The sequence below is a fragment of the Streptomyces sp. CA-249302 genome (assembly GCF_050936785.1).
Taxonomy (GTDB): Bacteria; Actinomycetota; Actinomycetes; order Streptomycetales; family Streptomycetaceae; genus Streptomyces.
Genome location: NZ_JBNJMG010000001.1, coordinates 1,180,564 through 1,194,598 on the forward strand (window position 1 = coordinate 1,180,564; position 14,035 = coordinate 1,194,598).

Consider the following 14,035-nt stretch of genomic DNA (forward strand, 5'->3'; position numbering starts at 1 on the left):
AATTATTCGTGACGGGTGGGCCACGCCGGCGCAACACGGCGTTCGTAGCTTCGCAGTCAGCGAATAACGCTGCTTTCCCGCGAAATCCCCCAGGAGCCCCCGGTGTCCAACCCCTCCAGACGCGGTGCCCTGAAGCTGACCGCCGGCCTGGCGCTCGGCGGCGCCCTCGCCCTCACCGGCTGCGGCCGAGACAGCGCGGCCTCCGCCGCGAAGTCCTCCGCCACGCCCGTCGACGACACACCGGCCACCGGCACACTGAACGTGTGGGCCGCCCAGGGCGACGCGGACGTGCTGGACAAGGTCCTCAAGCCGTTCAAGGCCGCGAACCCCAAGCTCACCGTCAAGTTCACGCTGATCCCGAACGCCGAGTACTACACCAAGCTCCAGTCGGCGATCGCGGCGGGCAAGGGCCCCGATGTCGCCCAGTTCTTCCCGGAGTCGCAGGCCCAGTTCCTCGACCCGTCGATCCTGCGGGCGGTGCCGGACGGCCTCGTCGACCCGAAGAGCTTCTTCACCAGCCTGTGGGACGCCGGCGTGGTCAAGGACGTCGCCTACACGGTCCCCTGGTACGCCTACACCTACGCGCTGGTCTACCGCTCCGACCTCGCCAAGAAGGCGGGTGTGAAGGCGCCGACCACCTGGGACGGCATGGTGCCGTTCCTCAAGGCGCTCCAGGGCGCGGGCGCCGGGCACGGGCTCGGCGCGGACATCGGCTGGGACATCTTCAACGGCCAGGACGTGGCGATGTACGCCTGGCAGGCGGGCGGCTCGCTGCTGAATGACGGGAAGTGGACCCTCGACACCCCGCAGCTGGCGGACGCGCTGAAGTACAACGCGTCGTTCTTCACCTCCAAGGTCGCCGACACCGGCGGTCCGACCTTCCTCGACGCGCAGCCGTACTTCGTGTCCGGCAAGACGGCCATGATGATCACGGGGCCCTGGGTCGTCGGTCAGCTCGACACCGCCGCCAAGAAGGACGGCTGGACGGCGGCGCACGTCGCCACGGCACCGCTCCCGGCGGGCTCCTCGGGCAGCGTCTCCTTCTCGGCGGGCGGCACCTGGGGCGTGCTCGCCGACAGCGGCAACGCGGAATCCGCGTGGAAGTTCGTCCGGCATCTCGCCGAGCCGAGCACTCAGGTCGCGCAGTACAAGGCGTACAGCTCGCTGCCCGCCGTGGTCGACGCCTGGGACGACCCTGCGATCAAGGGACAGCCGCTCCTGGACGCCTTCCTCACCCAGCTCAAGAACACCCGCGCGTTCCCGCAGGTGAGTACCTGGCAGCAGGTGGCGACCCGGCTGGGCAAGGAGATGGAGGCCGTGGCCAAGGGTACGGAGAGCGCGGCGAAGGCCGCCGCGAACGTCCAGGCGTACGCCGAGAGTCTCGGTACGGGAGCGAAGTGAGGGCCCGCCGTACGGCCGTCGGCTGGCTGTTCCTCGCGCCGTTCGCGATCGTGTTCCTGCTCTACACGGCCGTCCCGACCGTGGCGGCGCTCGGCTTCAGCCTCACCGACCTGCGGGGCTCGGATCTGCGCCATCCGCTCGCGGTGGACTTCACCGGTCTGGAGAACTACGTCCGGCTGTTCCGGGACGACGCGTTCGTACGGGACATCCTGAACACCGCGCTGTTCGTGGCCGTCGGCGTCCCGCTGACCATGGGCGCCGGCTTCGCCCTGGCGCTCGCGCTGAACTCCGGCATCCGGCGGCTGCGCGGCGCCTTCCGCACCGTCTTCTTCGCGCCGGTCGTCACCAACGTAGTGGCGGTGGCCCTGATCTGGCAGTACGCCTTCCACGCCGACGGCACCGTCAACAGGGTGCTGTCCGCCGTCGGCCTCGCCGGCCCGAACTGGCTGGACGATCCGCACCTGGCCATGCCCGTGGTCATCGCCCTCGGCGTCTGGCGCAACTTCGGCACCGCAATGGTGCTGTTCCTCGCCGGGCTGCAGGCGATCCCGCGGGACGTGTACGAGGCCGCGGCCCTCGACGGAGCGGGCAGCCTGCGGCAGTTGAGGCACATCACCCTGCCCTTGCTGCTGCCCACCACCCTCATGGTCTCCGTACTCCTGACCGTCTTCTACCTCCAGGTGTTCGACGAGCCGTACCTGCTCACGAACGGCGGCCCGCTCGGCTCCACCGAGTCGGTGGCGCTGTACACCTACCACCAGTTCGGGGTAGGCGAGTTGGGCGTGTCCTCGGCCGCCTCCTTCGTGATGCTCGCCCTCGTCGCCCTGGTGAGTGTCGTCCAGTTCCGACTGCTGAGGCCCCGCTCATGACCGCCGTCGCCGCGCTGCGCGAAGCAGCGGAACCGACCACCGGACAGATCACCGTCCGCCGCCGCTCCGCCTCCCAACCCCTGCTGTATGCCGCCCTGTTGGTGTGCGCGCTGCTCACTCTGCTGCCGTTCGTCTGGGTGCTCGGCGGCTCCCTGCGCAGTCTCGACGAGATCCGCTCCGATCCCGGCGCCTGGCTGCCGCACCATGTCACGTTCGACAATTTCGTACGACTGTTCAGGACCCAGGGTTTCGGCCGGTTCCTGGTCAACAGCGTCGTCGTCGCGGTGCTGGTGGTCGTCGGCAACGTCGTGGCGGCGTCGGCGGCCGGATACGCCCTCGCCAAGCTGGACTTCGCGGGCAGGCGGCTCGCGTTCGGGGCGGTCATGGCGGCGCTGATGGTGCCGTTCACCACGGTCTTCGTCCCGCAGTTCGTGATCACGGTCGACCTGGGTCTCGCGGACACCCTCACCGGCATCGCCCTGCCCGCCATGGCGCTGCCGCTGTCGGTCTTCATCATGCGCCAGTACGCGCTGTCGATCCCCGACGAACTCCTGGAGGCCGCCCGGATCGACGGCGCGGGCGAGTTCCGGATCTTCTTCCGGATCTTCCTGCCGCTGGCCGGTCCCGCGGTCGCGACGATCACGATCATGTCCTTCCTGACCTCGTGGAACAACTTCATCTGGCCGCTGGTGGTCGCCCAGAGCATGCGGAGCTACACGCTCCCGGTGGGCCTCGCGGCCACCAGTCAGGCGGCGGCCCACGTCACCGACTACGGCCTGCTGCTCGCCGGCGCGATCGTCGTGATGCTCCCGGTGCTGGTGCTCTTCCTGTTCCTCCAGCGGTACTTCGTGCAGGGCGTCGCGGGAACGGGGATGCGGTGATCGGCAACCGTGTCATCGCGTCCGGCATGAACCAGAGCGCGGTACGTCGGGTCAACACCTCCGTGATCCTGCGGGCGTTGGCAGTCTCGGCCGGTCCGACCACACTCACCGCGCTCGCCGAGTGGACGAGCCTGTCGCGCCGTACCATCGAACTGATCCTCGGCTCTCTGCTGGAGACCGGCTGGGTGGCCGAGCTCGACCGGGTGCCCGCCAAGGGGAGCGCCGGCCGCCCCGCCCGCCGCTACGAACTCCGCGCCGAACACGCCCTGTTGGCGGCCGCGCAGATCACCACCGCGGACGTGCTCGCGGTGGTCGCCGACGTACGCGGCCGTATCGTCGGCCGCGCGCACCGCCCGCTGCGCTCCTATCAGGACCCGCGCTCCTCGCTGGACGACGTCGCTGAACTGGTCCAGGAGGCCCTCGCGGACGCGGGCGGCTCGCCGGAGCGGCTGCGGGCCGGTGCGGTGGCGAGCGGTGGCGCGATCGACGACGACGGAGTGGTGCGGCGGCTGGTGCACACGACCCGCTGGGAGGGCGTGGACCTGCCGAAGGAACTCGCCCGCCGCGTCCGGGTGCCATGGTTCGCGGACAACGACTCCAACCTCGGTGCGCTGGCTGAGCGTTGGCGCGGAGTCGCCGCCGACCACGACAACGTCGTCTGGGCGGTGCTCGGCAACCGTGCCGGTCTCGGGATTCTGATACGAGGGACCGTGCACCGCGGCCTCGACGGTGCCGCGGGCGAGATCATCGAGGCGGCGTCGATGCCGGTGGGCTCGGTGGAGGACCGCCCGGTCGCCTGGCTCACCTCGCCGGAGCCGGACCGCCGTGCCGTCGCACTCGACCGCTTCGAGGCCGCCCGGAGCGGGGACGCGACCGCGTCCGCCGAGGTCGACGGGTTCGTCGAACACATGGCGTCGATCCTCACCACCCTGTCCTGGACGGTCGCGCCCTCGCTGATCGTGCTCGGCGGCGGCCTGGAAGCGGCGGCGGACGTCCTGCTCCCCCGCCTGCGCGAGGCCCTGCGCAGGGCGCGCACGCCCGCCGTCGAACTGCGGGCCACCGTCCTGGGCCGCGACGCCGCACTGGTCGGCGCCGTGAAGCTGGCCCTCGACCGCATGGACACGGAGCTGTTCGGCCCGCTCGTCCCGAGTGCGTGAAGCGCCTCGGTCTCTCTCCCCCCGCGGCAACGGATTTACGGAGTCTCACTGTGACCGAAACCCCCCGCACCGGCGTCCTGATCGTCGGCAGCGGCATCATGGGCTCCGTCGTGGCCCGGCGGCTGCGCGAGAGCGATCCGGCGCTGGAGATCACCATGGTGGACGGCGGCACGCCGATCGGCGACACCCCGGGCCGGCATCTGCACGACCTCGACGACCCCGCGCTGTGGGCCCGCTACAACGAACGGGTGGCCACCGGCATCCAGGGCATGTACACCGGCGCCCAGGTGGTGCGTGCGGTCCCGGACCGGCTCGACGGGCTGCCGCCGGGGATGCACCACGCGCTCGCGTTCGGTGAGGAGGCCGAGGCGATGCCTCGGGCCGCGCTGGCATGGAACACGGGGGGCATGGGAGTGCACTGGACGGCCGCGACACCGTGGCCGGCCGGGGACGAGGTGTTCGACTTCGGCGACCCGGCCGGCTGGTCGGCGGACCTCGACACCGCGCACCGGCTGCTCGCGGTCACCCCGGCCGCGATCGGGCCGACGGAGGTCGGACTCCTGGTCCTCGACGTCCTGCGCCGGCGCTACGACGGCATCGGACCGGCCGACCGGCGCCCGCAGCCCATGCCCATGGCGGTCACCGCGACCGCCACGGGTCCCATGCCGCGTACCGCCCCCGGCACGGTCTTCCCCGCGATCGCGACCGGCGAGGACCCGGCCTTCACCCTCCTGACCGGAACGCTCGCCACCCGGCTCCTCGTCACGGACGGCCGGATCTCGGGCGCCCGCCTGCGCCGCACGGCCGACGGCACCGAGTCCGAGATCCTCGCGGACGCCGTCGTGGTCTGCGCCGACGCCCTGCGCACCCCGCAACTCCTCTTCGCCTCGGGCATCCGGCCCCCGGCGCTCGGCCGCCGGCTCAACGAGCACGCGTTCATCACCGCCCGCGTACTGCTCGACACCGACCGCTTCGGCCTCAACCGGGGCGACCTGCCGCTCCCCCGCGTCGGCGAGTTCAGCACCGACTCGCTCTGGCTGCCGCAGAACGGGACGGCACAGCCCTTCCACGGGCAGATCATGAACCGGACGTACGTCGACGAGGCCGGCCGGCCGCTGGCCCACTCCGTGGGCCTTTCCCTGTACGTGCCCGTCGAGTCCCGCCCCGAGAACCGGCTGGTGTTCTCGGAGACGGACACCGACCTCGCCGGACTGCCGCGGATCGCCGTCGAGTTCGACTACTCCGCCGCCGATCGCGCGCTCATCGCCCGCGCACTGGACGAAGTCCGTTCCCTGGCCCGGGAGTTCGGCCCCTTCGACCCGGAGAGCGAGAGCGCGCTGCTGCCGCCCGGGTCCTCGCTGCACCTGACCGGCACCGTCCGGTCCGGTGCGGCCGACGACGGCACCACCGTGTGCGACCCGGACGGCCGCGTATGGGGCTACGACAACCTCTACCTCGCCGGGACCGGCGCGATCCCCACCCCGATGGCCGCCAACGTCACCCTCACCGCTGCCGTCACCGCCGTACGGGCCGCCCGGGCCGTCACCTCACGCAGGACCGCACTCGCCGCTCGCCGACAGGAAGTTGGAACATGATCGCCATCGCCAAGGAATACCGTGTCTCGCTGCCGCCGTGGATCGAGGACGAGTTGGCCGACGTGCCCGCAGTCCTCCCCGGCCACCAGGACCGGATGCACCTGGTGCACCGCCTGGCCGACCGCAACTGGCGCGAGGGCAACGGCGGTCCCTTCGCGGCACTCGTCGCCGAGCAGGACACCGGCCGGATCGTCTCGGTCGGCGTGAACGTCGTCCTCGCCTCCGGCATCTCCAGCGCGCACGCCGAGGTGCTGGCGCTCGGCCTCGCCCAGCGCGCGGCCGGCGGCTGGGACCTCGGCGGCGAGGGGTTGCCGGCGCACGAGCTGGTCGTCAATTGGCGTCCCTGCGTGCAGTGTTACGGCGCGACCCTGTGGTCCGGGGTGCGCGGTCTCGTGGTCGCCGGGGAGGGGCCGGAGCTGGAGGAGCTCACCACCTTCGACGAGGGCCCACTGCGCGACGACTGGGCCGAGCAGTTCGAGGCCCGCGGCATCAAGGTCACGGGGGACGTGCTCCGGGACGAGGCCCTGGCGGTGTTCCGCAACTACCGGGAGGCCGTGGACGCCGGCGGGACGACCGTCTACAACGCCCGTGGAGGCTCCGAGTGACGCCACGTTTCGCCACCGACGTCATCACCTTCCACCACCCCGCCTTCTGGTCCCTCGACTCCGCCGAGGCCCTGCGCGACTGGGCCCTCGCCCATCCGGAACGCTTCTGGGAGCGGATCATGGGGACGCTGGCCGAATCCGGCGTCACCGGCGTCGAGTTGACCTTCGCGCCCGGTGACATCGCCTCGGTGTTGCGGGCGTTCGGGAGCGCGTCGGCGTTCCGCCGTGAACTCGCGGCCCGCGGACTGTCCTTGGTGAGCGCGTTCATCGCCGGGAGCGACGCTCCCGACTGGCGCCGCAGCGACAGTCTTCCGGCGATCGTCGCCGACGCCGAGCGCCGTGCGGCCTTCCTCGCCGAGGCGGGCGCGGAACTCCTCGTCGCCGGGCTGCCGATGAGGACGACGTTCGGGTCCCGCCCGGCCTTCTTCGTCGACGCCGCCTACATGACCCGCATGGCCGACATCGCGCACGCCGTGGGCGAGGCGGTCTCACGGTACGGCGTGAAGCTCGTGTTCCACACCGAGTCCAACAGCACGCTCTGGTACGAGCGGGACATCGACCTGTTCATGGCCCTGACCGATCCGCAGTACGTGTGGCTGTGCCCCGACTCCTGCCACATCGCGCTCGGGGGCGGTGACCCGGTGGCGGTGGCCCGTCGCCATGCCCAGCGGATCGCGCTGGCGCACTGGAAGGACGCGGTTCGGCCGATCGACGTCCACCTCACCGTCGACGAGACGGTCTTCGCCCAACAGCAGCCCTACATGGCCGAGTTGGGCAGGGGCATCGTGGACTGGAAGGGCTGGGCGGAGGCGATGTCCCGCACGCCGGGCGCGGAGACCGTACTCATCGAACTGGACGAGGCCCCGGATCCCGTCGCCGCACTGCGCGCCGGGAGGGCGGTGGCGCGAGAGGCGCGGGCTTCACTGGTGCCGTAGAGCAGCCTGCAGCCGGATGCCGCAGGACAGCCGGGCGGCCGCCCGTTCCTCGGCCTCGCTCGGCGTCAAGACGTCCCCGGCCTCGCTGCCCCGACCCCGTATGACAGTCGTGTGAAGCCGGAATGGCCCGCGGCGGCGGGGCGGTTGCACCGGAAGACGACCCGTGCAGCGAGAGGGAGCCCAGATGACCGTCCAGGACGTCGACCGCGTGAGCTTCGCCGCCGAGTGGCAGGAGTGGCATCGCCAGAAGGAGGCGGTGCTCGCCGGCCCGCACGGCTTCCTCGCGATCACCAGCCTGCGCCGGCTCGCCGAGGAGCCCGCCCGGTTCGAGGACGCGCCGGGAACGTGGTCGACCACGGCCGACGGTGTTGTTCTGGAGCCGGCCGAGGACGAGGAGGTGACGGTCGAGGGCCAACTGGTGCGCGGACGCCACGACTTCGGCGTCCTTCCCGAACGCAGCAGTGTGTACGTCGGCTGGGGCGACGCGCTGATCGAGGTCGCCAGACGAGGCGGGCACGACATCGTGCGGCCCCGCCATCCCGGCAACGGGCTGCGCACGGCCTTCACCGGCACGCCGGCCTACGAGCCCGACCCGCGCTGGGTCGTGACCGGCCGGTTCGTGCCCTTCGATGAGCCGCGTCCGGTGACCGTGGGGGCCGCCGTGGAGGGTTTGGAGCACGTGTACGACTCCCCTGGCCGGGTCGAGTTCGAGCTCGACGGCACCACGCACCGACTCACCGCGTTCAACGGGAGGTCGCCGGGCTCCCTGATGGCGCTGTTCACGGACAGGACCTCGGGCGTGACCACGTACGCGGCCAACCGCTCCCTGCAGATCGGCGCCCCCGACACCGAGGGCCGTGTGACGATCGACTTCAACCGCGCCGCCAACCTGCCCTGCGCTTACACCGACCTGGCCACCTGCCCGCTCCCGCCGACGGAGAACCAGCTGCCGGTGGCGATCGAGACGGGCGAGAGGATCCCGCTGGAGCGGGGCGGGCAGCCCTGACCGTCAGGATCCCGGTCGCTGCGCGAGCGCCTCGGTGAACGGGGTCACCGGGCGCTCCATGCGTTCGCCGTCCACGGTGATGTCGACCGCCTCGTTGTAGAAGGCGAGCAGTCCCTTGATCGGGCCGACCGCGGGCAACGGGTCGGGGTAGCTCCAGACCAGGTTCGGCGGCACGTCGTCCGCACGGCGCCAGGACCAGTACGAGGCGGTGCCCTTGTACGGGCAGCCGGTGTGGTGCTCGGTCGCTGCCAGGAGGTCGAGGCGGACGTCCTCGCGCGGAATGTAGTACCGCGTGGGCAGCCCGGTCTCGAAGAGCAGCACCGGGCGGCGGGTGTCGGCGACGAGCGTGCCGGCGACCGCGACCTGGACATGGCGGCTGCTGGGGATCGCGTCCACCCGCTTGTGCGGATCACGGGGGTGGATGAAGATCTCTTCCTCCTCCTCGTACCAGTGGTCGAGGCCCCGCCCGACCCGCCGGAACCACTCGAAGGCGATGTGCCCGGCCAGGTCGGCGGACGGGAAGGTCCACGCGGCGTTCTCCAGCAGCTCGCCGCCGAGGTCGAGGTCGTAGAAGATCCGCGAGCCGGTGTGAGTGCCGGTCGGCGGGTTCTTCGCCGGCCGGAGCAGGTCCTCGCGCACGTCGGCGCGCGGGAAGGCGTACAGCGGGACGGGCACGCCCGGCTCCCAGACCAGCAGGGGGCGGCGGCTGTCGACGACGGTGACATCGCCCTTGCGGCCCCGCACCCAACGGGCGCTGGGCTCCCACAGGAGCCCCTCCGGGGTGGTCCGCACGGACCGCAGGGTGGGCAGGGTGGTCATGAGCGGCCCTCCTTCGACTCCTCGACGTTACCGCCATACGAACTCTTGATCCCGGGCGTGGCAGAGATCATTGACAAGCGGAATCCGAGAAGGTTGTCATGAACACAAGATGAGAGATTCCTGGATGCGCTGGGCAAGGGGTGGGCTGCCGCCGTGGGAGTACGGCCACTGAAGGGCCGCGCCGCGCTGCTCGACACCGCCCGGTCGGAGTTGACGGCAGGTCCCGGCGTCCTCCTCCACGGCCCCACCGGAATCGGCAGGTCCGCGCTGGTGACGGCCCTGACGGCGGACGTGCCGGGTGTCGTACTGCGCTGCTCGCCCGCCGAGGAGGACACCCGACTCCCGTACGGCGGGCTCATCGACCTGTTCGCGCAGGTGCCGGACGGATACGTCGACGCTCTGGCGCCCGAACCCCGCGCCGCACTGCGCGCGGCCCTGCTGCACACCCCGGAACCGGAAGACGGCCGCAGTCTGCTCGCCGTGCGCGTCGCGCTCCTGGAAGTCCTGGGGGCCCTGGCGGCCGCCGACCCCGTCCTGCTGATCGTCGACGACCTGCAATGGCTCGACGAACCGACCGCCGACGCGCTGGCTTTCGCGGTACGGCGGCTGGGCCGCGCGGACGTCCGGATGGTGGCCGCCGAGCGGGTCGCCGACGGTGAGCAGCCGGAGCGGCTGCGCTGCTGCCCGCCGGGAACAGTCGAGATTCGGGTGCCGCCGATGGAAGACGATGAGGTGGCCGACCTCTTGCGCGTCGGGCTCGGCGCCGATCTTCCGCCCGCGACCCTGCGGGCGGTCCAGGACACCGCTGCCGGAAACCCTTTGTACGCAACGGAGTTGGCGCGCGCCGCCCTCCTCGGCCCACCCCCCGTCGGCGCCGGCCCGGCGCTGCGCGTCCCCCGAAGGCTGCGCGCCCTCCTCCTCGACGAGGCACGCACGCTGCCCTCCTCGGTGCGGCACACCCTGCTCGTCGCGAGCACCGCCACCCGCCCCACCCTCACCCTGTTGCGCGCCACCGGCCTCAGGGACCCTCTTGCGGACCTCGCGGCGGCCGAGCGGCTCGGTGTCGCGACGGCCGACGCCGACGGAGTCGTACGGTTCACGCATCCGCTGATCCGGGCCGCCCTGTATGCCGACGCACCGGAGAACGACCGTCGGCAGGCGCACGCCCTGCTCGCCCGCGCGGTTGCCGAGACCGTCGAGCGGGCCCGCCATCTCGCCCACGCCCATCCGTACGAGGACGAGGACATCGCCGGCGCTCTGATGTCCGCGGCGGAGTCGGCGCGACGCGACGGCGCGCTCGGGGCCGCCTGCGAACTGGCCGGGCTCGCCGCTCGCCGCACCCCTGGCGACCGGCCCGCGGACCGGGTCGGGCGGCTGCTGGCGGCGGCCGAATTCGCCTGCGACGCAGGGCAGTTGGAAGAGGCCGGCGAGGCCGCCGAGGCCGTTCTCGCTTCGGGGTCGGCGCGGCAGCGGGTGCGGGCGCGGCTGGTGCTGCTGCGGAACGCCGGGCAGGCGCTGGAGGGGGCGCACGGCCTGATCGAGGAGGGGCTACGGGACGCCGACGGTGATCCCGAGGCCGAGGCGTGGCTGCACCACTGGGCTGCCGTACGAGGGCTGCTGTGCGGGGAGTTGGCGGCGGCGGCCGATCATGCCGGGCGTGCCGCGCGGCGGGCGGCCGTGGCGGGTGACACGGAGACCCGGATCGGGGCGCTGGCCACGCTCGCCCGGGTGCGGTCGCTGGCCGGTGAACCGGTCGCCGCCGACGGCGCGTTGGCGGAGGCGCTGGCCCTGGCCGGGGGCGCCGGCGGCGGGCCGGAGAGCTGGCGGCTGATCCGGATGCGGGCGATCCTCGCCCTGGACTCCGACCGGGTGACCGAGGCCCGCGAGCAGGTCGGCCGACTCCTGGCCGGAATCGGGGAGTTCGCCGGGGTGGAGGAGGTCATGGCGACCTTGGTGTCGCTGACCCGTATCCAGGTGCGCTCGGGGCACTGCCGGGAGGCGCTGCTCACCGCGGCCCGCTGCTCGCAGGCCATGGCCCAGTCCGCCCCGGCGCTCTACGCGGCGGCGCTCGCGGCGACCGCGGGTGGCACAGTCGAGGAGGCCCGGCGGCTGGCCGGGCAGGCGGTGCGCGCCTCGGAGGCCGACGGGGACCGGCTGTTCCTGTTGCGTGCGCTGGCGGTGCTCGGGCAGGCGGAGCTGCTCGGCGGCGACTCGCGCGGGGCGGCGGCCGCGGTGGAGGCCCTGCAGCGGGTCAGGGAATTGGGCGCGGCCATGTGCGCCGCGGATCCTCCGCTGCTGCACTGGTACGCCGACCTGGCCGAGGCGCTGGTCGTCCTGGGTGAGACGGAGGAGGCCGGGGCCGTGGTGCGCGAGGCTTACGCGCGCGTGTCCCGTGATACGCCGGGGAGTGTGCGGGCGGCCCTGGAGCGGGCGGAGGGGCTGCGGGAGGCGGGACTCGGGCGGGCCAAGGAGGGGGCGGAGCGGCTGCGGGCCGCCGTGGACCGGTTGCGGCAACTCCCTTTGCCCGTCGACCTGGTGCGCACCCTGATCGCGCTGGGGGCGGTGGAGCGCCGGTCGCGGCGCAGGAGTGCGGCGCGCGCGGTGCTCGGCGAGGCGCTGGAGACGGCCGCACGGATCGGTGCCGCTCCGCTCGCGGCGCGGGCGAGGGAGGAACTCGCGCGGCTCGACGCCGGAAGCGGTGAGGCGGGGCCCGAACTCACGCCCACGGAGGCCCGGATCGCCGAGCTGGTGGGCGGCGGGGCCACCAACCGGGAGGTCGCGGCGGAGCTGTTCATCAGCGTCAAGACGGTCGAGGGCACCCTGTCCCGGGTCTACCGCAAGGTCGGGGTCCGCTCCCGTACCGCGCTCGCCCATGCCATGGCGGTCGCCGTCCTCGCCTCCGGGGCGGCCGTGGACTCCGGCGACGACGGCCAGGTGAAGCCTCCGGAGCAGGCGGTGATGGTCAGTCAGGCGGGCCGTACGCAGGGCCGTCGTGCGCTGGACACACGCCGTTGACGTGACATCCGCCGTTAACACGTGACGCAAGGGTTCCCCCGCTTATGGGGGTGGGGCCGGAGTTCCTACGGTGAAGCCGTTCCGCTTCCGGGAACAACACCCCCACTCTCCGGAGGACTTCAGTGAAGTCACGTCTGAAACTGCTCGGCCTGGTCGCCGCGCCGGCCCTCGTCACCGCCGTCGTCCCCGCCGCCTACGCCGCGAACGCCCCGCACGCGACCCGTGCCGCGATCGCCGGGGACGTCCTGCCGGGCCTGAAGCAGAACGCCGCACGTACCGGAAGCGTCGCGGCCGGGAAGCGGATAGCCGTGGCGATCAGCCTGACGCCCAGAGGCGGTACGGCGCTCGACACCTTCATCGCCAAGGTGAGCGACCCGCGCTCCGGCTCCTACGGCCACTACCTCACCAAGAGCCGGTTCGCCGCCCGCTTCGGCCGCACCGACGCCGAGGTCAAGCGGCTCAAGACCTACCTGCGCGCGCAGGGCATCACCGTCGGCAAGGTCCACTCGGGCAACCTGCTGGTCGACGCGAGCGGCACCGCCACCCAGCTGGAGAAGGCCTTCGGCACCAAGCTGTCGACCTGGAAGGACGCCAGGTCCGGCCGCTCCTTCTACGCCAACGACAGCGCGCCGACCCTGCCCACCGCCATCGCCTCCCTCGTCAGCGACGTGGCCGGCCTCAACAACCGCGTCCAGCTGCACCACCAGGCGACCCCGCACACCGTCTCCCCGCACAACGGCCCCGGCGGCGGCTACACGCCGGCCCAGCTCAAGGGCGGCTACAACGTCTCCGGGACGTACACCGGCAGCGGCCAGAAGATCGCGCTGATCGAGTTCGACGGCTTCCAGCAGTCCAACATCACCAAGTACGACACCAACTACAGCCTGGGCTCGCCCACCCCGACCGTGTCCAAGGTGGACGGCGGCTCGGGCGCGCTCGGTGACGGCCAGGTCGAGGTCGAGCTGGACATCGAGGTGCTGCACGCGATCGCCCCGAAGGCGAACGTCACGGTCTTCGAGGGCCCGAACTCCGACGCCGGCGAGGTCGACACGTACCAGGCGATCGTCGACAGCGGCATCCCGACCACCTCGATCAGCTGGGGCGCGGCCGAGTCCGCCCGCACCACCTCCAACATCAACGCCGTGGACGCCGTCTTCAAGGCGGGCGCCGCCGAGGGCCTCGGCTTCTACGCGGCCTCCGGTGACGACGGCTCCGACGACGCGGGCGACGGCGGCACCTCGGTCGACTACCCCGCCAGCGACCCGTACGTCACCGGTGTCGGCGGCACCAAGCTGACCGTCACCTCCGCCAACGCCTTCAGCAAGGAAGTGGCCTGGTCCGGCGGTGGTGGCGGCAAGTCCTCCGTCTTCAAGATCCCGAGCTGGCAGACCTCGGTGCAGAAGAGCGCGGGCGGCGGCTACCGCCAGGTCCCGGACGTCTCGGCGCACGCCAACCCGAGCCCCGGCGTCTCGATCTACTCGCAGGGCTCGTGGTCCTCGGTCGGCGGTACGAGCGCGGCGGCCCCGGAGTGGGCGGCGTTCGCGGCCCTCTACAACCAGCAGGCCGCGGCGTCCGGCGACGCCAACCTCGGCTTCGCCAACCCCGCCCTGTACGCGGCGGCGGGCACCGGCTTCCACGACATCACCAGCGGCAGCAACGGCGCCTACTCCGCGGCCACCGGCTGGGACTTCACCACGGGCTGGGGCTCGTACAACGCGGCCACGCTGGCGAGCAAGCTCCTCGGCTGACGTC

The 14,035-nt window shown here is 72.2% G+C and carries 11 protein-coding genes; 10 read left to right on the plus strand and 1 reads right to left on the minus strand.

The window, feature by feature from the left end; all coding sequences use genetic code 11:
- The first annotated feature begins 102 nt into the window (after positions 1–102).
- From ACQEWB_RS05310 to ACQEWB_RS05345, 8 genes are all read left to right on the plus strand, one after another.
- Complete coding sequence (locus ACQEWB_RS05310; RefSeq protein WP_432827557.1) at positions 103–1,401, plus strand: extracellular solute-binding protein; 1,299 nt, start codon at positions 103–105, stop codon at positions 1,399–1,401.
- On the plus strand, positions 1,398–2,270 hold the full coding sequence (locus ACQEWB_RS05315) for a carbohydrate ABC transporter permease (RefSeq protein ID WP_432827559.1): 873 nt from the start codon (positions 1,398–1,400) through the stop codon (positions 2,268–2,270). Before ACQEWB_RS05310 ends, ACQEWB_RS05315 begins: the two co-directional genes overlap by 4 nt.
- Positions 2,267–3,151 (plus strand): carbohydrate ABC transporter permease, encoded by an 885-nt coding sequence (locus tag ACQEWB_RS05320; protein ID WP_432827561.1) that lies wholly within the window; start codon positions 2,267–2,269, stop codon positions 3,149–3,151. Before ACQEWB_RS05315 ends, ACQEWB_RS05320 begins: the two co-directional genes overlap by 4 nt.
- Before the next feature lie 26 nt (positions 3,152–3,177).
- Entirely contained in the window at positions 3,178–4,308 is a 1,131-nt protein-coding gene (locus ACQEWB_RS05325; RefSeq protein WP_432843648.1) for an ROK family protein, read from the plus strand.
- A 50-nt stretch (positions 4,309–4,358) separates the two neighbouring features.
- Positions 4,359–5,903: a GMC oxidoreductase gene (locus ACQEWB_RS05330; RefSeq protein WP_432827563.1), complete on the plus strand. Its 1,545-nt coding sequence runs from the start codon at positions 4,359–4,361 to the stop codon at positions 5,901–5,903.
- Positions 5,900–6,508, plus strand: a complete 609-nt coding sequence (locus ACQEWB_RS05335; RefSeq protein ID WP_432827565.1) for a nucleoside deaminase — start codon at positions 5,900–5,902, stop codon at positions 6,506–6,508. Before ACQEWB_RS05330 ends, ACQEWB_RS05335 begins: the two co-directional genes overlap by 4 nt.
- Positions 6,505–7,443 (plus strand): sugar phosphate isomerase/epimerase family protein, encoded by a 939-nt coding sequence (locus ACQEWB_RS05340; protein ID WP_432827567.1) that lies wholly within the window; start codon positions 6,505–6,507, stop codon positions 7,441–7,443. Before ACQEWB_RS05335 ends, ACQEWB_RS05340 begins: the two co-directional genes overlap by 4 nt.
- 184 nt (positions 7,444–7,627) lie before the next feature.
- Complete coding sequence (locus ACQEWB_RS05345; protein ID WP_432827569.1) at positions 7,628–8,449, plus strand: DUF1684 domain-containing protein; 822 nt, start codon at positions 7,628–7,630, stop codon at positions 8,447–8,449.
- Positions 8,450–8,452: 3 nt separating this feature from the next.
- Here ACQEWB_RS05345 and ACQEWB_RS05350 read toward each other — a convergent pair whose 3' ends face one another.
- A complete protein-coding gene (locus ACQEWB_RS05350; RefSeq protein WP_432827571.1) occupies positions 8,453–9,268 on the minus strand; it encodes a DUF427 domain-containing protein in 816 nt (271 codons plus the stop codon).
- A gap of 153 nt (positions 9,269–9,421) precedes the next feature.
- On the opposite strand from ACQEWB_RS05350, the gene ACQEWB_RS05355 reads away from it, so the two are divergent.
- Both ACQEWB_RS05355 and ACQEWB_RS05360 read left to right on the plus strand, forming a co-directional pair.
- Positions 9,422–12,283 (plus strand): helix-turn-helix transcriptional regulator, encoded by a 2,862-nt coding sequence (locus ACQEWB_RS05355; RefSeq protein ID WP_432827573.1) that lies wholly within the window; start codon positions 9,422–9,424, stop codon positions 12,281–12,283.
- Positions 12,284–12,405: 122 nt separating this feature from the next.
- The gene (locus ACQEWB_RS05360) at positions 12,406–14,031 is read left to right on the plus strand and encodes a S53 family peptidase (RefSeq protein ID WP_432827575.1); all 1,626 of its coding nucleotides are present in this window, start codon (positions 12,406–12,408) and stop codon (positions 14,029–14,031) included.
- Positions 14,032–14,035 lie beyond the last annotated feature (4 nt).